This window comes from Brevundimonas faecalis, from assembly GCF_040549405.1.
Classification (GTDB): Bacteria; Pseudomonadota; Alphaproteobacteria; order Caulobacterales; family Caulobacteraceae; genus Brevundimonas; species Brevundimonas faecalis.
The window spans coordinates 337,332-356,275 of record NZ_JBEPTF010000004.1; the positions used below are offsets into that span (position 1 = coordinate 337,332).

General features: G+C 69.1%; 17 protein-coding genes and 1 riboswitch. Of the genes, 7 read left to right on the top strand and 10 right to left on the bottom strand.

Annotated features, from left to right (window positions below; translation table 11 throughout):
* Positions 1–4 precede the first annotated feature (4 nt).
* From nagZ to ABIE19_RS14980, 3 genes are all read right to left on the bottom strand, one after another.
* Positions 5–1,066 carry a beta-N-acetylhexosaminidase gene (gene nagZ, locus ABIE19_RS14970; protein WP_354090014.1) on the bottom strand — a complete coding sequence of 354 codons (1,062 nt, stop codon included), beginning with the start codon at positions 1,064–1,066 and terminating at the stop codon, positions 5–7.
* A gap of 22 nt (positions 1,067–1,088) precedes the next feature.
* On the bottom strand, positions 1,089–1,889 hold the full coding sequence (locus ABIE19_RS14975; RefSeq protein WP_354090015.1) for an SPOR domain-containing protein: 801 nt from the start codon (positions 1,887–1,889) through the stop codon (positions 1,089–1,091).
* 78 nt (positions 1,890–1,967) lie between these two features.
* A complete protein-coding gene (locus tag ABIE19_RS14980) occupies positions 1,968–3,155 on the bottom strand; it encodes a deoxyguanosinetriphosphate triphosphohydrolase (RefSeq protein ID WP_354090016.1) in 1,188 nt (395 codons plus the stop codon).
* Positions 3,156–3,258: 103 nt separating this feature from the next.
* Here ABIE19_RS14980 and erpA point away from each other — a divergent pair, with 103 nt between their 5' ends.
* From erpA to ypfJ, 3 genes are all read left to right on the top strand, one after another.
* Entirely contained in the window at positions 3,259–3,612 is a 354-nt protein-coding gene (erpA, locus tag ABIE19_RS14985; protein ID WP_354090098.1) for an iron-sulfur cluster insertion protein ErpA, read from the top strand.
* 43 nt (positions 3,613–3,655) lie between these two features.
* Entirely contained in the window at positions 3,656–4,057 is a 402-nt protein-coding gene (locus tag ABIE19_RS14990; protein WP_354090017.1) for a hypothetical protein, read from the top strand.
* Between the two features lie 82 nt (positions 4,058–4,139).
* Positions 4,140–4,991, top strand: coding sequence for a KPN_02809 family neutral zinc metallopeptidase (gene ypfJ / locus ABIE19_RS14995; RefSeq protein WP_354090018.1), 852 nt, complete (start codon positions 4,140–4,142; stop codon positions 4,989–4,991).
* Between the two features lie 21 nt (positions 4,992–5,012).
* Here the strand turns inward: ypfJ and ABIE19_RS15000 are convergent, their stop codons facing one another.
* Entirely contained in the window at positions 5,013–6,311 is a 1,299-nt protein-coding gene (locus ABIE19_RS15000; protein WP_354090019.1) for a DUF418 domain-containing protein, read from the bottom strand.
* A gap of 58 nt (positions 6,312–6,369) precedes the next feature.
* A complete protein-coding gene (locus ABIE19_RS15005; RefSeq protein WP_354090020.1) occupies positions 6,370–7,323 on the bottom strand; it encodes a retropepsin-like aspartic protease in 954 nt (317 codons plus the stop codon).
* 155 nt (positions 7,324–7,478) lie between these two features.
* On the opposite strand from ABIE19_RS15005, the gene thrC reads away from it, so the two are divergent.
* Positions 7,479–8,867: a threonine synthase gene (thrC, locus tag ABIE19_RS15010; protein ID WP_354090021.1), complete on the top strand. Its 1,389-nt coding sequence runs from the start codon at positions 7,479–7,481 to the stop codon at positions 8,865–8,867.
* 104 nt (positions 8,868–8,971) lie between these two features.
* Positions 8,972–9,466 carry a nuclear transport factor 2 family protein gene (locus tag ABIE19_RS15015; RefSeq protein WP_354090022.1) on the top strand — a complete coding sequence of 165 codons (495 nt, stop codon included), beginning with the start codon at positions 8,972–8,974 and terminating at the stop codon, positions 9,464–9,466.
* Positions 9,467–9,469: 3 nt separating this feature from the next.
* Here ABIE19_RS15015 and ABIE19_RS15020 read toward each other — a convergent pair whose 3' ends face one another.
* On the bottom strand, positions 9,470–10,432 hold the full coding sequence (locus ABIE19_RS15020; protein ID WP_354090023.1) for a homoserine kinase: 963 nt from the start codon (positions 10,430–10,432) through the stop codon (positions 9,470–9,472).
* A gap of 3 nt (positions 10,433–10,435) precedes the next feature.
* On the bottom strand, positions 10,436–12,169 hold the full coding sequence (locus ABIE19_RS15025; RefSeq protein ID WP_354090024.1) for an amino acid kinase family protein: 1,734 nt from the start codon (positions 12,167–12,169) through the stop codon (positions 10,436–10,438).
* 433 nt (positions 12,170–12,602) lie between these two features.
* Positions 12,603–12,726, top strand: a riboswitch (SAM riboswitch).
* An 80-nt stretch (positions 12,727–12,806) separates the two neighbouring features.
* On the opposite strand from ABIE19_RS15025, the gene metX reads away from it, so the two are divergent.
* Positions 12,807–13,874 (top strand): homoserine O-succinyltransferase MetX, encoded by a 1,068-nt coding sequence (metX, locus tag ABIE19_RS15030; RefSeq protein ID WP_354090025.1) that lies wholly within the window; start codon positions 12,807–12,809, stop codon positions 13,872–13,874.
* Complete coding sequence (gene metB / locus ABIE19_RS15035) at positions 13,871–15,049, top strand: cystathionine gamma-synthase (RefSeq protein WP_354090026.1); 1,179 nt, start codon at positions 13,871–13,873, stop codon at positions 15,047–15,049. The genes metX and metB overlap by 4 nt, the downstream gene beginning before the upstream one ends.
* Before the next feature lie 59 nt (positions 15,050–15,108).
* On the opposite strand, the gene ABIE19_RS15040 is transcribed toward metB, so the two are convergent.
* From ABIE19_RS15040 to dusA, 3 genes are all read right to left on the bottom strand, one after another.
* Positions 15,109–16,932, bottom strand: a complete 1,824-nt coding sequence (locus ABIE19_RS15040; RefSeq protein ID WP_354090027.1) for a methyl-accepting chemotaxis protein — start codon at positions 16,930–16,932, stop codon at positions 15,109–15,111.
* 94 nt (positions 16,933–17,026) lie between these two features.
* On the bottom strand, positions 17,027–17,851 hold the full coding sequence (locus ABIE19_RS15045) for a sulfite exporter TauE/SafE family protein (RefSeq protein ID WP_354090028.1): 825 nt from the start codon (positions 17,849–17,851) through the stop codon (positions 17,027–17,029).
* 49 nt (positions 17,852–17,900) lie between these two features.
* Positions 17,901–18,911, bottom strand: a complete 1,011-nt coding sequence (gene dusA, locus ABIE19_RS15050; RefSeq protein WP_354090029.1) for a tRNA dihydrouridine(20/20a) synthase DusA — start codon at positions 18,909–18,911, stop codon at positions 17,901–17,903.
* Positions 18,912–18,944 lie beyond the last annotated feature (33 nt).

Consider the following 18,944-nt stretch of genomic DNA (forward strand, 5'->3'; position numbering starts at 1 on the left):
CATGTCAGGCCGGATCCGGCGCCTGGGCCTCGCCGACGTCCGGCCCCTTGGCGGCTGCGAAACGGCCGTTCAGGGCCGCCTCCAGCCGAGCGCGCGCCTCGACCGCGTCCAGCGGCTCGGGCGTATGGACGATGCGGGCCAGCGCGGCCTCGGCGCGGCGCCTGGCCTCGCCCTTCAGCTTGCCGGTCCCCCCAGCCACCTGACGCATTTCGCCGAGATCGCCGTTGCAGTGAAGCACGACGTCGCAGCCCGCCTTCAGCGACTGCTCAGCCCGTTCGGTCAGGGTTCCGGACAGGGCCTGCATCGACAGATCGTCCGACAGGATCAGGCCGGAGAAGCCCAGATGCTCGCGCATCAGGCGGACGCCCTTCTTCGAGGTCGTCGCCGGGCGCTTGGGATCGACGGCGGTGAAGACGACGTGGGCCGTCATGGCCATGGGCATGTCCGACAGGGCCTTGAACGGAGCGAAGTCCCAGGCGTCCAGGGTCGCCAGGTCTTCCTCGACCACCGGCAGGTCATGGTGGCTGTCGGCGAAGGCGCGGCCGTGGCCGGGGATATGCTTGATGATGGGCAGGACGCCGCCGGCCAGCAGGCCTTCCGCCGCCGCCCGGCCCAGTTGGGCCACGGTCGCCGGATCCTGGGCGTAGGCGCGGTCGCCGATGATGTCGTGGGCGCCGGGCACGGGCACGTCCAGCACCGGGACGCAATCGACGGTGATGCCCAGCGCGCGCAGGTCATGGGCGATCAGACGCGCGCCCAGACGCACCAGTTCGCGCGCCGCCATCGGGTCGTTGACCGCCTTCAGATAGGCGGACCCCGGCGGATACTTGGGCCAGTGCGGCGGGCCGAGGCGCTGGACCCGGCCGCCTTCCTGGTCGATCAGGACGGGGGCGTCGTCGCGGCCGATGCTGTCGCGCAGCTCGGAAACGAGCGCCCTCACCTGATCCGGGCTGTCCACGTTGCGGCGGAACAGGATGAAGCCCCAAGGCTTGGTCTCGGCGTAGAAGGCGCGCTCCTCCGTCGTCAGCCGGTGGCCGGAGCAGCCGTAGATGGCGGCGGAGGTCATGCGGTCGCTCTCGTCCGGACGCTTAGCGGACGATGCAGTCACGGCCCGCGGCCTTCAGCGCATTGCAGAAGGCGACGGCGCGCTCGCGGCTCATGCCGGTGAAGGTGGTGCGATAGACGGTCGAGCCGTTGGCGGCGGTCACTTCCTGCACGCGCTTCTCGGCGCCCGAAGCGTACTGACCGAAGCGCGACGCCACAGCGGCGTATTCACGGTCGGCGATGGCCGTCGAGGAGAAGGCGCCGATCTGAACGCCCGAGGTTCCGCTCGCGGCGGCGGGAGCGGGAGCCGTCGGAGCGGGCGTCGCCTTGGGCGCCGGCGCCGGGGTCACGGGCGCGGGCTTGGCCGGAGCGACCGGCGCGGGCGTGGTCGCCGCCGGTGCGGCGGGCGGCAGGGTCGTCGGCGCGGCGGGCAGAGGCTGAGGCGCGGGACGCGGCTCGACCGTTTCCGGGCCGGGGGTGAAGGTCGGCGCGGCGTCGGCCGCCTCGCCGCCGTCGCGATAGACGCGCACGCCCGCTTCCGGATCGATCGGCTGGGCGTCCAGCGGCGCCTCGACCTTCATGCTTTCGACGGGCGTTCCCACGGCGGGCGGGGTGTCGGTCGAGGAACGGACGCCGGAGCGATAGAAGAGCACCACGACCACGATCAGCAGCAGCAGGACCACCGCGCTGACGATCAGGGTGATGGGCGGCGACTTGGCGGCCGGTGCGCGACGCGGGTCGTAGCCCCCGCGCGTGAAGGGCAGGTCGTCGTCGGTCGGGGGCGTATAGGCGCCCCGGTCGCGGCCGGCGTTCGGATTGCCTCGGTGATCGTCGTCGTAGGACATGGTCGCGCTTTCTGGATCGGCCCCGCGCGAATCGGCGCGTGGAGTCTGCACTCTACCCCGCCTGCGGCCGCTTTCGAATCACAGATCGAGCGCGAGGTCGAGACTGAACAGCTTGCCGTGCACCTCTATGGCGTATCGATCGGTCATGCCGGCGATGTAGTCGCAGACGGCGCGCGCCCTAAGGGCGCGATCGTCGGTCAGGGCCGGGGCCGACCATTCGGGCGGCATGACCTCCGGCTCTTCCATGAAGAGGTGAAACAACTGGGCCAGGACGCGGCGCGCCTGGCTGCGGGTGCGGTTGACCCGATAGTGGCGATACATGCGCTCGAACAGGAAGCGGCGCAGCACGGCCAGCTCAGCCGTCATGCCTTCGGAGAACTGGACCAGGGTGCGCGGCGCCGTGCGCACGTCCTCGACTGTGACGATGCGATGCTCGGCCAGGCGACGCTCCGTCTCGGCCAGGACGTCGTCGACCATGATCCCGATCATCCGGCGCACGGCTTCCAGACGCACCATGCGGTCATCCAGCGCGGGCCAGTCGCGGCGCACCTCGGCCAGGCAGGGCCCGATCAGGGGCACGTCCGCCAGATCGGCCAGGGTGAAGAGCCCCGCCTGCACCCCGTCGTCCACGTCGTGATTGTTGTAGGCGATGTCGTCGGCGATGGCCGCGCACTGGGCCTCCAGCGAGGCGAAGGTGTCCAGCCGCAGGTCCCAGTCCGCCGATCCGCCGGGCGCATAGGCGCGCACGGCCGCCCAGGCCGGGTCGTCCAGGCGATGGACCACGGGTCCGTTGTGCTTGATGACCCCCTCGACCGTCTCCCAGCTCAGGTTCAGACCAGCGAACTTGGGATAGCGGACCTCCAGCTCAGTGATGACGCGGAAGCTCTGAACATTGTGGTCGAAGCCGCCGAAGTCGGCCATCTGGGCCTGCAGCTCGTCCTCGCCGGCGTGGGCGAAGGGCGGATGGCCCAGGTCGTGGGCCAGGGCGATGGTTTCCGCCAGATCGTCGTCCAGCCGCAGGGCGTGGGCCAGAGACCGGGCGATCTGGGCCACCTCCAGGCTGTGGGTCAGGCGGGTGCGGTAATGATCGCCTTCATGCGCCACGAAGACTTGGGTCTTCTCCTTCAAACGGCGGAAAGCGGTCGCGTGGATGATGCGGTCGCGGTCGCGGGCGAAGGGGGTGCGGGTGCGGCTGGCGGGCTCGAAAACATGGCGGCCGCGGCTGGCGGCGGGGTCTTCGGCGAAGGACGCGCGGGTCTGGCTCAAGGCGGACAGCACTTCTATTGCGACACAGGCCTTTGCGAACGCCTGTCAGCTCCTCATATAGAGAGCCGTGAGCACCGTCCAATCCACAGAATCAGCCCGCGACCTGTCGCTTTCGGTTTCCGCCCGCGCCCCGGAAGGCATCGTCCTGGCCGAGAGCGCGGCCAAGCGCCTGGCCCGGCTGGCCGAGACCGAGGGCAGACCGGTCATGCTGCGCGTCGCCGTCGACGGCGGCGGCTGCTCCGGCTTCCAGTATCGGCTGGAACTGGTCGATGAGCCCGAGGCCGATGACCTGGTCGTGCGCCGCGACGGTCAGGCGGCGGTGATCGACCCCGTCTCCATCCCCTTCCTCAAGGGCTCCGAGATCGCCTTCGTCGACGAACTGGCGGGCGCGCAATTCGTTGTGCGCAACCCGAACGCCTCGTCCTCTTGCGGTTGCGGCGTCAGCTTCGCCGTCTAGGGCCACGCTTGGCGGATGTCGGCGCGACGCCCATGTTTCGCTCATGACGCGCTTGCTCGCCTTCCTGACAGCCTTGGCCCTTCTGCCGGCCGTCCTGTCCGCTCCAGCCCAGGCTCAGGCCTGGCTTGATGCGTCGCGTCCTGGATCGGCGGTGCGCGACCCCATCTCGGCCATCGCCGATCAGCACAGGTTCGAGATGGAGCGCCTACGCGCCCTGGCCGATCAACGCGAAGTCCTGGCGCAACAGCAGCGGCTGCAGACGCAACTGACGCTTCAACGCTTGGAGGCGGCGCGCGCGCCTGCTCCGTCCTCTCTCCCGCAAACCGCCTACGCCCGTCCGTTCGCCGTCGCGCCCGCCGCGAACGCTGTGGAGCCGACCCGTCTGGATGCGACGCGGAGCGGCCTTGCCGAGATCGACGCCTGGTTGGATCGCCGTCCGCACTGACCGCCCGTTACAATTGCATCCCTTCCCCCGCCCCTGCGTTTCAGCCTAGCTTCGAGCGAGATTTCAGGGCGGAGACGACATCATGCGTTGGCAGGGCGGACGGCGCGGCGGCGGCATCGAGGATCGGCGCGGCATGGGCGGCGGCGCCGTGGCGGGCGGCGGCATCGGCGTCATGGTGCTGGCGGCCATCGGCTATTTCGTCTTCGGCATCGACCCCAACACCACCCAGCAGCTGGCCAGCCAGTTCGGCGGCGCGGGCCAGGCCGAGCAGGCCGGCAAGACGGGCACGCCCGAGGATCAGGCCGGCCAGTTCGTCGAAGTGGTCGGCACTAATATCAATGACGTGTGGAAGACCAAGCTGCGCGGCTACACCCCGCCGACCACCGTCCTGTATGAACAGGGCACCCAGACCGGCTGCGGCTACGGCCAGGCGGCCATGGGCCCCTTCTACTGCCCGGCCGACCAGAAGGTCTATCTGGATCTGTCCTTCTGGCGCGAGATGGAAAGCAAGCTGGGCGCGTCCGGCGCGGACTTCGCCAAGGCCTATGTCATCGCCCATGAGTTTGGCCACCACGTCCAGCACCTGACGGGCGCGACGGAACAGGTGCAGCGCGCCCAACAGGCTGCGCGGTCGCAGGCCGAGGGCAACAAATATTCCGTCGCGCTGGAGCTCCAGGCCGACTGTTACGCCGGGGTCTGGGCGAGGAACGCCGGCGCCGTCTCTGGCGGCCAGGTGGCGCTGGAGCCCGGCGACCTGGAAGAAGGCATGAAGACCGCCCAGGCCATCGGGGACGACACCCTGCAACGTCGCGGGGGCGGACGCGTCTCGCCGGAAAGCTTCACCCACGGCTCCTCGGCCCAGCGGGTCGAATGGCTGCAACGCGGCTATCAGAGCGGCGATCCCGCCTCCTGCGACACCTTCGCCGGTCTATAGTCGAGGACACGACCTCGCCTTTCAGCCCCGGCTGCGACGCAGCGGAGGGATGCGGCCGTATGCGACGAACCGCAGTATCCATTCCATCGGCCCGAAGGCGAAGACCCTCAGCCACAACAGGCTGCCGATCGCCAGCACGACCCAGATGACGGCGGCTATGCTCCATAGGCCCCACCAGTCGAACCGCCCCCACAGGCCAAGGCCGTAGAACAGCAGGGAGGTGACGGCCGACTGGGCCAGATAGCTGCTCAGGGCCATCCGCCCCATGGCCTTGAGGCCGACGCCGACCCAGCCGAGCACGTCCAGCTTCCATAGGGTCAGGACCAGGCCGACGTGGCCCAGAGTCACGCCCAGCCGTCCGATCTCATAACTGGCCCGCGTCAGCCACAGCTCCGGCGAGAAGTCGTGCCGCCACAGGGAGGCCGCCTGCGCTCCATTGACGGCGCAGCCGATCAGATAGCCCCCGACCGTCAGCAACAGATAGAAGCCCAGGCTGCGCCCGCCGCCCAAGACCCCCAGCTTGAAGAGGGCCATGCCCAGCAGCATGAAGGCCACGCACTCCATGACTAGGATGATGGTGTAGCTGGAGGCGGCGTAGTCGATCCAGGTGTGCAGGCTCCAGTTCAGCAGGCTGACAGGGCCGCCGGTGCGTTGGGCCGCCTGCTCGGCCTGGGCCGCCATTGAAGGATGCCGCGCCGCCACAGCCGCCTGATAGGCGTCTAGGGATTCCCTCTGCGCAGGCTGAAGCCGTTCGGGCGGCAGATGACTCTCGGCCACGGCGCGGCCCTCGCGCGTCTCCATCGCTCGCTTGTAGGCGCCCGCCCCCTGCACGCCTGTCAGCAGGGCGATCAACAGGACGGAAGTCAGGATCAGCGTCCTCGGACGGGCCGCGCGGAAGGCGAAAAGGAAAAAGCCCGACAGGCCGTAGACATAGAGAATGTCGCCGGGAAACAGCAGGACGGTCACATTGATCACGCCCAGGGCCAGCAGAATCATGCACCGTCGGAAATAGACGTCGGCCGACTCGATCGTGCCCTTGCCGCCGCCCCTCAGGGTGATCAGCAGCATGCCCGCGCCGAACAGCAGGGTGAACAACCCCCGCATCGACCCCTGCAGGAAGACATGCTGGATCAGCCAGGCGATCCAGTCGGGATTGTTCAGGCTGGGCGCCGAGTCGGGAACATAGGCTTCCCAGATCCCGCCCATGGAGATGATGTTGACCAACAGGATGCCGCACAGGGCGAAGCCGCGCAGCAGGTCGAGGCTGTCCAGACGGCGGCCCGCCGCAACGGGCGCGCTATGGGCGGCGACATCGGTCATCGGCGCATGAGTTTACGCCGATCAGCCGCCCTGAACAGCCGAGCATTGTAACCTATCGTCAGGCGGGCGGTCCGACCATCAGGTCCATCTCCGACGAGAGATGCAGTCGTCCCCTGCCCAGGTCCAGCACGACCTGTCGGTCGGCGAAGGCCGCCATGCCCAGCAGCGCGCGTGGATAGTTGGGCAGGGGCGCATCGGCGTAGACATGGACTTCCGTCCCGTTCCAGACCTCGTCGCCGACCACGACCCGGCGCGCCTCGACCACCCGGGCCGACGTCAATCCGCCCAGGACGATGCTGGATCCCGACCGCTCCGGCCGTCCGTCCAGCAGGCCCGCCGCCTCGGCCGCCGAACGGCTGAGAGCAGCCAGGGCCGAGGAGCCCGTGTCGATCACCGCCGTCAAAGGCGTCCCTTCCACCACGATCTCGGTCGTCAGGGCGGTCCCGGATCGTCGAACCGCCAGGGGCCGCACCGACGGCGGCGGGACATGGGCGTCCGGACGCGTCAGCCGCACCCGCCGCCCTTTCATATCGATATCCAGGACGGCCTCGCCCAGGACGTCCTGGCCCAGGATCAGGGGCGCACCCAGACCTTCTTCGCGCGCCAGAGGCCCTAGATCCAGAATGGCCGCGCGCAGCCCCTCTATCCTCAGGTCCCCGACCGTGATGGCGAGCGTCGTCCCCCGCCCGACCTGCGGCCGGCCGCCGACGCCATAGGCCACCAGCGGCATGTCGAAGACATCGGTCAGATCCAGCTCCGCCACCAGGGCGCGGTCGATCACCGAATACTGGGCGCCGCTGTCGATCAGGGCGACGAAGCTGCGCCCGGCCATGTCCACGCGCACCGTCGGCGTCGCGGTCTCCGTCACGGCGAGAGGGGACCAGCCGCTGCTTCCGTCCGTTCCGAAGCTCAGCCGGGGCTTGCGCCACAGGACATGGTCCTTCAGCCACAGGCCGCCCGCGACGGCGGCGCCGACGGCGGCGGTCCGGATCAGGAAGGCGCGGCGTTTCATCCCGCCCCACATGGACCGGACGGCCGAGCGACGCCAGCCCCTTGATCGACCGCAAACGCCGCATTGTCATCTTGTTGCGCGAAATCGCGAAAATCCCTTCGCAGGCGCAAAATAATCATGACGAAGCGCCCTACGACAGCTAGAAACGACCCGATATGAGCACCCAGCCCGACCGCTACCTTTCGACGCGCGGCGACGCCGCCGCGACCGACTTCGCCGACGCCCTGCTGCGCGGAATCGCGCCCGACGGCGGCCTCTACATGCCGCAGGCCTGGCCCGCCCTGCCCGCCGACGCGACGCGTCCGGGGCGGACCTATGCCGAGATGGCCAGGGAGGCGATTTCGCCCTTCATCGGCGACGCCCTGCCTGCGGGCGCGCTCGACCGCGCATTGGATCGCCTGACCAAGGGCTTCGACCATCCGGCCGTGACGCCCCTGGTCGAACTGGAGCCCGGCCTGTTCGTGCTGGAGTTGTTCCACGGTCCGACCGCCGCCTTCAAGGATCTGGCGATGCAATTGGTCGCGGCCCTGTCGGACGAGGCCCTGGCCGCGACGGGCCAGACCCTGACCCTGCTGACCGCCACCAGCGGCGACACGGGCGCCGCCGCCGTGCGCGCCTTCGCCGGCGCCGAACGCATCAAGCTGATCGTCCTGCACCCGTTGGACCGCGTCTCGCCGGTGCAGCGCAAGCAGATGACCACGGTCCAGGCGGACAATGTCCTGAACCTGGCCGTGCGCGGCGATTTCGACGACTGCCAGCGCCTGGTGAAGGGGCTGCTGGCCGAGGAAGGCCTGCGCGAAGGTGGTCGACTGTCCTCGGTCAACTCCATCAACTGGGGCCGGCTGGCGGGACAACTTCCCTATTACGTCTCGGCTGCGGCCCAACTGGGCCAGGCGGCGACCTTCGTCGTTCCGACGGGTAATTTCGGCGACGCCTTCGCCGGCATCGCGGCCAAGAAGATGGGGCTGCCGGTCCGGGGCTTCGTCGCCGCCGTCAACCAGAACGACGCCCTGGCCCGCGCCCTGAACCAGGGCGTCTACGCCCGCCGCCCCGCGGTCGAGAGCGGCAGCGTCTCCATGGACGTCCAGGCGCCGTCGAACTTCGAGCGACTGGTCTATGTGGCCTCGGGCCGCGACGCCGATGCGACCCGCGCCGTGTTCGAGACCTTCGCCCGCGAGGGATCGGTCACGCTGTCGCCCGACCTGCTGGCCGCCCTGCGGGCCGAGGTGTCAGGCGTTTCCATCGACGAAGCGACCACCAAGGCCGAGATCGCCCACGCCCACGCCGCCTGGGGCCGGGTCGTCTGTCCGCACACGGCCGTGGCCCTGGCCGCCGCGCGCCGACTGGACCGCGCCGAAGGCCCTGTCGTCGCCCTGTCGACCGCCCACCCGTCCAAGTTCGGCGCCTTCGTGTCGGATGTTCTGGGCTTCGAACCCGAACCGGCCCCCGTCATCCGCGCCCTGGGCGACCGACCGGAACGCCTGACCGTCATCGACAATACGGCCGAGGCGGCCCTGGCGGCGGTGAAGGGGTTCGCGGGTTAGCCGTCAACCATCCGGACGCCGCCTCATACAAGGTTGCTCCGCTCCGGAAGGTAGGAGACCCTGGCTGCGCGGCGAAAAGCCGACCCCAACCATCGGAGCCCGCCATGATCGCCGCCCTGCTCGTCGCCGCCGCCCTCAGCGGATCGCCTTCGCCGTCCGAGGGCGGAACAACCTCCAGTGAGGTCACAGAGACAGCCGCCGCCGATGCTCTGAATCCGGCGGCCGTAGAAGCCATCTCGACCGTCATCTACGACTATGTGGACGGTCAGTTGGAAGGGGATCCCGCGCGCGTCGCGCGCGCCCTGCACCCCGATCTCGCCAAGCGCGCCGTCAGGACGCGCCCCGATCCCGACGAGCCTCTGGGCCTGCGTCGCATGAGCCGTGACGAATTGGTGGAACTGACCCGGCAGGGCGCATTGCGAACGCCGCGCGATGCCTGGGACCGCAATGTCAGAGTCCTGGACATAGCCGGCAATGTCGCTTCAGCCCGCGCTGAAACCCCTTGGTTCGTGGACTATTTTCATCTCGGCCGGTTTGGAGACCGTTGGGTGATCGTCAACGCCCTCTGGTTCCCCAAACCCTCGCAACCGACGCAATAGTCCCTAGACCGTCTCCGCCGCCTTCCAGTAGTCCAGCCGTCGGAAGAAGGGCGCAGGGTCCTTGGGCGTGACCAGGTTGGCCGGGTCGTGGAACAGGCGGTCGTGGAGACGGGTCAGGGTGAAGCGCACCGCCGCCGCCGCGCCCAGGCCCGGCAGGGCCGCGGTCTCGGCCGGCGTCAGAGGGCGGACGGATTCATACCCCTTCTGGAAGGCGCGCAAGGCCGAGGGCATGGGCCGTCCCTCGGCGTCGAAACCCCAGGCGCTGAGCGCGATGGCCAGGTCGTAGGCCAGGACGTCCACACAGGCGAAATAGAAGTCGATCACCCCGCCGATGTCGCACTTGCCGTGCTCGTTCTCGGCGAAGAGGACATTGTCGGGGAAGTAGTCGGCGTGGATCGGTCCATGCGGCAGGGCCGGGTCGCTCCACGGCTCGGCCAGGCGCGGCAGCAGGGCCTGGATCTGGTCCAACATCTTGCGGTCCACGCCGCGCGCGGCGGGATCGCAACGCTCGGCTAAAGCGTTCCAAGCCTCTGGCCCGACAGGATTTTTTCTCTGGCCCGCATAGCCGGCGGCGTCGAGGTGCAGCAGGGCCAGCACCTGCCCTGCGCGATACTGCTCCTTGTCCGTCGGCTCGCGTTTCCAGGCGCCGGCGGCCCAGTTGACCACGGCCGCCGCCCGCCCGTTCAGGGCGCCGATCATCTCGCCTTCGCTGTCCAGGACCGGCGCCGGCGTGGGAAAGCCGTGCGCCGCCAGATGCCGCGCCAGACCCAGGCAGAACGGCAGGGAGGCGGCGTCCGTCCGCCCCTCGAACAGGGTCAGGACATAGGTCCCTTGATCGGTTTCCAGCCGATAGTTGGTGTTCTCGACCCCCTCGGCGATCGGCGTCAGCGCCTTGGCTCCGCCGAGAGGGTAGCGCATGAGATAGGCGTCGGCCTGTTTCAGCGTGACGGGCGTGAAGACGGCCATGACCTAGACCAGCTCCGCCGCCGCGCGACGGGCGCGCACCACGTCGGCCACATCGGCCAGGACGCTTTCCGTCGTGGCCCAGCGCCCGGCGCCGCGCCCCTTGCACGTCCAGACCCGACCATCCTGTCCATAGACCTTCAAGGCGTTGCGCTCCCCGTCCAGGGACTGGAAGAGCGCATCCGTCAACTCGCCGTCAAGCCGGACCGAGGCGTCCAGGTCGCCGTCGCGGTCGTGACAGGAGCCTATCTGGCGCACCGGCTTGTCGCCCAACTGCGATTCGGCGGCCAGGACGTCGCGCGGCACGTCGTCGGGCGAGCGGCCGAAGGCCTCGAAGCACAGCAGCTTCACCTTGGCGGCGGCGTCGTGACCTTCCAGATCGGACGAGGGGTCTTCCTCGGCGAAGCCGGCGGCGCGGGCGTCGGACAGGGCGTCGGCGAAGGTCGCCCCCTCGCCCAAACGCTGAAGCATGAAGTTGACCGTGCCGTTCAGCACCGCCTCGAAGCCCGCGACCGGGCCGGCGGCGCGGGCGGCGCGCAGGGTCTCGATCATGGGCGAGCCGCCGCCGACCGAGGCCGACCAGGCGACGCGCGCGCCGTGAGCGTCGGCCAAGGCCTGCAGCCCGCCGGGATCACGGGCCACCGCCTGCTTGTTGGCGCTGACCACGTCGCAGCCGGCCTCCAGCGCGCGGCGGATCAGGGCGTGGCCGGCCTCGCCTTCAGACAAGGCTTCGAGCACCAGGTCGGGCTTCTGGGCCAGCCAGGCCTCGACGTCGTTGGTGAAGAGCTCAGCCGGGGCCGCCACGTCGCGCTTCTTGGCCGGGTTGCGCACCAGGACGCCGACCACCTCATAGCGTTTGTCCGGCAGCAGACGGTTCAGCAGGCCGCCGCCGACCACGCCGCATCCCGCCAGGGCCACCTTCAGCGGCCGATCCCGCGCGACCGGACCGGGAGGCGCACCGCGATCCCCGACCACCGTGCCTTCAGCCCGCCCCAAGGCCGCGACCTCGATCTCGACCCCTCGTGACTGGCCCAGATCAATGGCGTCGTGCTGGACCAGGGCGCCGCCCAGTTGCCGCGCCGTGTCCCAACTGGCGCGACGATAGCGCAGCGGTCGACCCGTTTCCGACGCCGGATCGCGATCGTAGAGGCCGTCCACGTCCTTCACCAGGCGCACGCGCTTCAGGCCCAGCTCCGCCGCCAGGACCACTGCCGTCAGATCCGACCCGCCGCGCCCCAGCAGGGCCACCCGGCCGTTGGACCGCACCCCGCCGAAACCGGGAACCACCACGACCTCGTGCCGGGCCAGAGCTTCATGCAGGGCTTCGCCCTTCAGGCTGACGGGACGGGCGTGTTGGGCCGGCCCCTCGACCACGATCCCCAGTTCACGCACCGACAGGCCGACCGCGTCCAGACCCACCCGGTCGCAGGCGATGGCGACCAGGGCCGCCGCCTTCTCCTCGCCCAGGACTACATAGGCGGGCAGAAGTTCGTTCTCGTGATCCAGGCCCAGGCTGCGGGCCTCGGCCAGCAGCTTGTCCGTCTGTCCGGCCAGGGCCGAAACCACAGCCACCACCTTACGTCCGGCGCGGACGTGGCCGTAGATTTCGGAGGCCACGGCGGGGGCTTCATCCGCATTGCGCAGGACGGAGGAGCCGAACTTCAGCACCACCACCTCGGCGGCGGAGGCGGCCTGGGGTTTCTGTTTTTCGGCGACGAGGGCGAGGGCTGAGGCGGGCATCGGGGTCATCCTGAAGGCGGGTCTGGGGAAGATGTCGGGGTGGGCTCGGGCCAATAAAAAACCCGCCCGGGGGCCCGGGCGGGGTGTTCGGTTTTTGCGTTTTTCGCCTAGTCGGCGCGCATCATCCGGTCCCCGCCCGCGAGGGCATGGTGGTGGTACCGGTGGTGGTAATGACGGACGCGACGAGACCCGTCGCCGAGGCGGCGATCATGGTCATCTGCATGCTGGCGAGGCGGTCAGGCACAGGCGGCGTCCGGGTTGAAGATCGTGCCTTAAGGTGTTCCACGACCCCGCGCCGCGTCAAGCCCCAAAAGAACGAATTTCTCCCAAACCATCCCCACAAGCGCAATTTCACCGACATTTCGCGACACCGGTACGAAATGGGGTGAAATTTTTCCCTTGACCGGCGCCCTTCGCAACCGCAACGTAAGATCACTCATCAAGACCGGCTGAGGGATTAGGCCCTTTGACGCCGGGGCAACCATCGGGTTCCGCCCGAAACGGTGCCAACTCCTGCGGGGTTTTCAGGGCGACCTGAAGACCGCGAGAGATGGGTGGAGCGTCGACGAGGCGATGCTCCACGGTCTGTCACTGCATGGGTTCCTTGGCGAGCCGTTTTGCTGAGTGACCGAGACCCATGACCCTGGCCCTGATCGATCCCGTCGCCCCCGCCGAAGAGCCCGCCTGTCGGTCCGCTTCCGCGCGCCGTCCGTCCGAGTTGCTGCAGCGCGACGGGGCTCATGACGTCTTCGTCCCCATTCCCGACGGCTTCGAACTCGATTTCGGCGGAACCCTGATCCAGAAGCAGGTGATCGGCCGCCTGCACGGCAAGGTCGGCGCCCCCCTGATCGTCGTGGCCGGCGGCATATCGGCCGACCGCTACGTCCACCGCACCGAGACCAAGGGCCTGGGCTGGTGGTCGGGCGCCGTGGGCGTGCGCGCCCCCATCGACCTGACCCGTTTCCGCGTCCTGGCCTTTGATTTTGCGCCCGAGTTCGGCGAGGGCGTCAAGGACGCCAAGACCCCCCTGACCGTCACCACCCAGGATCAGGCCCGACTGTTGGCCCTGCTGCTGGACCATCTGGGCGTCGAGAAGGTCGCCGCCTTCATCGGCTGCTCCTACGGCGGCATGATCGCCCTGGCCTTCGGCGAGCTCTTCCCCGACTGGGCCGAGCAGCTGGTGGTGGTGTCCGCCGCACACCGCCCACACCCCCTGGCCACCGCCTGGCGCGGCATCCAGCGCCGCATCCTACAGCTTGGCCTGGAGACCGGCCGCGTCGATCAGGCCGTGGGCCTGGCCCGCGAACTGGCCATGACCACCTATCGCACCCAGGAAGAGTTCGGCGAACGCTTCGATTCCGAGGCCCCCAGCCATGCGGGCCAGGCCTATCCGGTCTGCGACTATCTGACGGCGCGCGGCCGAGCCTATCGCGACCGCACCACGCCCTCGCGCTGGCTGACCCTGTCGGACTCCATCGACCGCCACCGGGTCGAGCCCGAGGCCATCACCGCCCCCGTCACCCTGGTCGGCTTCACCACCGACCGCCTCTGCCCCATCGACGACATGAGAGAGCTGGCCGCGCGCCTGCCCAACCTCTGGCGCTTCGAACAACACTCCTCCCTCTACGGCCACGACGCCTTCCTGAAGGAAGACGCCCTGGTCGCCGACATCCTGACTTCCGTACTGAAGGACATTGACCAATGAGCCGCGCCCGCCCCGCCGATCCCCGCACCATCGCCGCCCGCTCGGGCGTCGATACGGACACGGCCCACGGCGCGGTCATGCCGCCGCTGTATCTGTCGTCGAACTACTCCTTCGCCGGCTTCGACCAGAAGCGTCGTTACGACTACTCGCGCTCGGGCAATCCAACTCGCGACATCCTGGCCGAAACCCTGGCCGAGTTGGAAGGCGGCGCCGGCTGCGTCGTCACCGCCACAGGCATGGCGGCGGTCGACCTGCCGCTGAGCCTGCTGAATCCCGGCGAACTGCTGATCGCGCCGCACGACTGCTACGGCGGCACCCACCGCCTGCTGACCGCCCGCGCCAAGAAGGGCCATTTCCGCGTCGCCTTCATTGATCAGAACGACGGCGAGGCTCTGGACGCCGCCCTGGCCGACGGCGCCAGGCTGGTGCTGGTCGAAACCCCGTCCAACCCCCTGCTGCGCGTCGTGGACGTGGCCGACGTCTGTCGTCGCGCCCATGCGGTCGGCGCCAAGGTGGTGGCCGACAACACCTTCCTGTCGCCCGCCCTGCAGCGCCCGCTGGAGCTGGGCGCCGACATCGTCGTCCACTCGACCACCAAATACATCAACGGCCACTCCGACGTGGTCGGCGGCGCCGTGATCGCGGCCGATCCGGCCGATCATGAGCAACTGGCGTGGTGGGCCAACTGCCTGGGCGTCACCGGCTCGCCCTTCGACGCCTATCAGACCCTGCGCGGCCTGCGCACCCTGTTCACCCGCATCGAGCGCCAACAGGCCACCGCCGGCCTGGTCGCGGCCGCCCTGGAACAGCACCCGGCGGTCAAGGCGGTTCACTATCCCGGCCTGGCCTCGCATCCCGGCCACGCCCTGGCGGCGCGTCAGCAGGTCGGCCCCGGCGCCATGCTCAGCTTCGAGCTGAACGGCGGCACGGACGCCGTGCGCGACCTGATCGAGGCCCTCGACATCTTCACCCTGGCGGAGTCCCTGGGCGGAGTTGAAAGCCTGATCGCCCACCCGGCCACCATGACCCATGCCGCCATGACGCCCGAAGCCCGCGTCACCGCCGGCATCACCGACGGCCTGCTGCGCCTGTCGGTCGGCCTGGAGCATCAGGACGACATCCTGGCCGACCTGATTCAGGCCTTGGACGCCCTGGTCCTGCAACAGGCGGCATAAGAAAAAGGCCCTCTTCCGCCACGCGAAAGAGGGCCTTTCCTTGAATCCGAACGGAATCCTTAGGCGACGGCGCGCGCCAGGGCCTCCATGCGGCCGCGCGCGTCGAGGTCGCGCGCATCGTCCAGGGTGAACTGCCCCATCATCCGATCCAGCTCGCGAGCGTCCTGGGCCAGGGAATGGCTGGCGGCGGTCGATTGCTCGACCATCGCGGCGTTTTGCTGCGTGACCTGGTCCATCTGGGCCACGGCGACATTGACCTCTCGCAGGCCGCTGGACTGTTCCTGAGCCGAAGCGACGATCTCGCCGGTGATGGAGGTGACGCGCTCGATTCGGTCGCCGATCCGCTGCAGGGCCTCGCCCGTCTGGCCGACCAGGCTGACGCCCGCTCCGACCTGCTGGCCCGAGGCCGAGATCAGGGTCTTGATCTCCTTGGCCGCCTCCGCCGAGCGCTGGGCCAGGGCCCGCACTTCCGAGGCCACCACCGCGAAGCCCCGGCCGGCGTCGCCCGCACGGGCCGCCTCGACCCCCGCGTTCAGCGCCAGCAGATTGGTCTGGAAGGCGATCTCGTCGATCACCCCGATGATGTCCCCGATCTCGTTGGAGGAGCGCTCGATCTCGCCCATGGCGGCGACGGCGCGACCGACCACAGCCTGTCCCTGGGCCGCCTCCTTGCGCGCGGCGTCGACGAACTGACCGGCCTCGACGGCGTTCTCGGCAGATCGCGCGACGGTGGCGGTGATCTGTTCCAGCGCGGCCGCCGTCTCCTCCAGACTGGCCGCCTGCTGCTCCGTGCGACGTGACAGGTCGTCAGAGGCCTGGCTGATCTCATGCGCCCCTGCGCCGATGGTCTGGGACCGCTCGACGATGACGCGCATGGTCGCCTGCAGCCGTTCCATGGCCGTGTTGAAGTCCGTGCGCAGCTTTTCATATTCGGCGGCGAAGGCGGCGTTCAGGCGGAAGGACAGCTCGCCGTTGGACAGACGCCCCAGACCGGCGGCCAGACCGTCCACGACCTGGGCCTGCTGGCGAGCCGTCTCGGCGTCCTGCTCGGCCTTGGCCAGACGGGCCTGCTCGGCGGCGGCGCGTTGAGCCTCGGCCTCGGCCTCCAGCCGCACCTTTTCCTCGGCGTTGTGCTTGAAGGTCTGGACCGCATCGGCCATGCGGCCGATCTCGTCGCGGCGACCGACGGCCGGCACGGCCACATCCAGATCGCCCGACGCCAGCCGCGTCATGGCGCGGGTCATGGCTTCCACCGGACGGCTGAGAGCCCCGACCAGCCACAGCGCCGCCGCCACGGCGATGACCAGGGCCAGGACGCCGCCGACCGCAAAGCTGACATAGGCCTGGACATAGGCCGTCTCCTTCGCCTTCGCGCTGGCGGCGGCGACCATGGCCTCCTTGTCCTGAATGGCCTTCACGGCGGCGCGGATATTTGTCAGACGCCCCTCGTTCTTGAGATCAGCCAGAGCCTGGGCTCTGGTGGCCGGATCACGCGACAGGATCATCACGCCCTCGGCGCTGCGATGGAAGGAGTCGCCTGCGGCCTGCAGCCCCGCCTGCTCAGAAGCATAGGCTCCCGCGCCGTCGCTGGCGGCCAGGTCGGCCAGCCGCGCGGTGAAACGCTCGTCCGCCTCCCTGTAGTGGGTAGAGAACTCTGCGTCCCCCGTGGCGACGAAACCGCGCATGGCGTTCTGCTGCTCCACGGCTGCGGCCATGACGAGATCCGATGTCTTGAAGATCTCGCGCGAAGCCGCATCGTCGGCGTCCGCCCTATGCAGAACCGTCACCGCCCACAAGACCACCATGGTGGCCAGGCCGCAGGCGCCGATGACAGCCGCGAAGGACAGGATCAGCTTCTTGGGAACCGACAGATTCTGCAGCATGGGAACGCTCGATGAAAATACTGAGCCCTCTCCCTAAGCGCGCCCTCTTAGCCAAAGGTTTAGCGTGAGACAGCGGGAATATACGTAGAAGCCCCTACAGGGCCTTGAGCACCACCGAAAGCGCGGTCAACAGCAGATAGACGGCGAAGGCCTTTCTGAGCACCTGGCGATTCAGCCGATGCGCCAGTCGCGCGCCATAGGGCGCGGTCAGGGCCGTCAGCACGCCCATGATCACGGCGGCCGGAACATTGACATAGCCCAGCGACAGCGGCGGCCGCCCCGGCGCATCCCAGCCGAAGATGGCGAAGCCCAGAGCCGCCGTCGCGCCGATGGCCAGGCCGAAGCCGCTGGCCGTCGCTACGGCCTGATGGATCGGTCGCCCGCACAGGGTCATGGTCATGCCGCCCAGGCTGCCGCCGCCCACCCCCATCATGGCCGACAGCAGGCCAATGCCCGTTCCCACGCCGCGGCGGCCCCAATCGGTCGGCAAGTCCTTTCGCAGCGTGAACCGCTCCGGCAGCAAGCCCATCTGAGCCGCGACCAACAACAGGCAGAGGCCGTAGACCACCGCCAGTCCGCCCATCGAGGTGAAACCCGCCACGGCCGCACCGATCAGGCCGCCGAACGCCACCCAGGGCGTCCAGGTCTTCAACACCTGCTCGTCCACGGCGCCGTGCGCCCGATGCGTGGCCAGAGACCGCCATGAGGTGGCGACGATGGTCAGCAGCGAGGTGCCGATGGCGACATGCAGATTTCCCTCGCCCCCGACGCCCAGAACGGAAAAGGCGTAGAAGAGAGCCGGCACCAGCACCGTGCCGCCGCCGACGCCAAACAGGCCGCCGATCAGACCGGCGATCGCCCCGGCCCCGATCAGGGCGGCCGTCATCATCAGGAGTTCGGAAAGCGGCAGGCCGTTCATGCCCTTGGCATAGCCTCCGCCGGCATGGACGTCATCCCGAAGACGAAGATCAGGCGGCCTTGCGCGCCTCGGCCTCGCGGACGGCCTCGACGGCGCGGTCCACGACCTCCAGGCCCGCGCCCGGCCTGACGCCCTCGACCGTCAGGATGCGGCGGAAGGCGCGCGCACCGGCCCGACCGTGCATCAGGCCCAGCATGTGCCGCGTCATGCTCGCCAGATTGGCTCCGGCCTCTAGTCGTCCGACCATATAGGGACGATAGCGTTCGATGGCGGCGAAGGGATCGACGTCCGGGGCGTCCATGCCGAAGATACGACGGTCCACCTGCCCCAGCAGGGCCGGTTCATGATAGGCCGCGCGGCCCAGCATGACCCCGTCCAACCGCACGCCGTCGGCGTCATCCAGATGCGCCTCGGCCTGATCCAGATCGCCGATCCCGCCGTTGATGCAGACAGTCAGGTGCGGCCGTTCCCGCTTCAGACGCCGCACCAGGGCGTAGTCCAGAGGCGGCACGTCGCGGTTTTCCTTGGGCGACAGGCCTTTCAGCCAGGCCTTGCGCGCATGTACGACGAAGCTGGTGATCCCGACCGCCGCCGAGGCGTCCACCGTGGCGAACAGGCTGACTTCAGGGTCCTGATCATCAACGCCGATGCGGCATTTGACGGTGGCGGGAAGGCTGACCGCCTCCTTGATCGCCGCCATGCAGTCGGCCACCAGTTCCGGCTCGCGCATCAGGCAGGCGCCGAACCGCCCCGACTGCACCCGGTCCGAAGGGCAGCCGACGTTCAGATTGATCTCGTCATAGCCGTAGGCCTCGCCGATCTTCGCCGCCTCGGCCAGTTGCACCGGGTCCGAGCCGCCCAGTTGCAGCGCCACCGGATGCTCGACCCCGTCAAAGCCCAGCAGCCGCTCGCGGTCGCCATGGATCACCGCCGGGGCGGTGACCATCTCGGTATAGAGCAGGGCCCGGCTGCTCAGAGCGCGGTGAAACGCCCGGCAGTTGCGGTCGGTCCAGTCCATCATGGGGGCGACGGACAGTCTGTGCGGCGGGTGTTGCGTCATCGCTCAAGAAGATCGGCGGGCGGAAAGGCGGGC

Coding starts and splice junctions, on each gene's coding strand:
- nagZ (WP_354090014.1), bottom strand. CDS start 1,066: ATGACCTCCGCCGCCATCTACGGCTGCTCCGGCCACCGGCTGACGACG.
- ABIE19_RS14975 (WP_354090015.1), bottom strand. CDS start 1,889: ATGTCCTACGACGACGATCACCGAGGCAATCCGAACGCCGGCCGCGAC.
- ABIE19_RS14990 (WP_354090017.1), top strand. CDS start 3,656: ATGACGCGCTTGCTCGCCTTCCTGACAGCCTTGGCCCTTCTGCCGGCC.
- ypfJ (WP_354090018.1), top strand. CDS start 4,140: ATGCGTTGGCAGGGCGGACGGCGCGGCGGCGGCATCGAGGATCGGCGC.
- ABIE19_RS15000 (WP_354090019.1), bottom strand. CDS start 6,311: ATGACCGATGTCGCCGCCCATAGCGCGCCCGTTGCGGCGGGCCGCCGT.
- ABIE19_RS15005 (WP_354090020.1), bottom strand. CDS start 7,323: ATGAAACGCCGCGCCTTCCTGATCCGGACCGCCGCCGTCGGCGCCGCC.
- thrC (WP_354090021.1), top strand. CDS start 7,479: ATGAGCACCCAGCCCGACCGCTACCTTTCGACGCGCGGCGACGCCGCC.
- ABIE19_RS15015 (WP_354090022.1), top strand. CDS start 8,972: ATGATCGCCGCCCTGCTCGTCGCCGCCGCCCTCAGCGGATCGCCTTCG.
- ABIE19_RS15020 (WP_354090023.1), bottom strand. CDS start 10,432: ATGGCCGTCTTCACGCCCGTCACGCTGAAACAGGCCGACGCCTATCTC.
- ABIE19_RS15025 (WP_354090024.1), bottom strand. CDS start 12,169: ATGCCCGCCTCAGCCCTCGCCCTCGTCGCCGAAAAACAGAAACCCCAG.
- metX (WP_354090025.1), top strand. CDS start 12,807: ATGACCCTGGCCCTGATCGATCCCGTCGCCCCCGCCGAAGAGCCCGCC.
- metB (WP_354090026.1), top strand. CDS start 13,871: ATGAGCCGCGCCCGCCCCGCCGATCCCCGCACCATCGCCGCCCGCTCG.
- ABIE19_RS15040 (WP_354090027.1), bottom strand. CDS start 16,932: ATGCTGCAGAATCTGTCGGTTCCCAAGAAGCTGATCCTGTCCTTCGCG.
- ABIE19_RS15045 (WP_354090028.1), bottom strand. CDS start 17,851: ATGAACGGCCTGCCGCTTTCCGAACTCCTGATGATGACGGCCGCCCTG.
- dusA (WP_354090029.1), bottom strand. CDS start 18,911: ATGACGCAACACCCGCCGCACAGACTGTCCGTCGCCCCCATGATGGAC.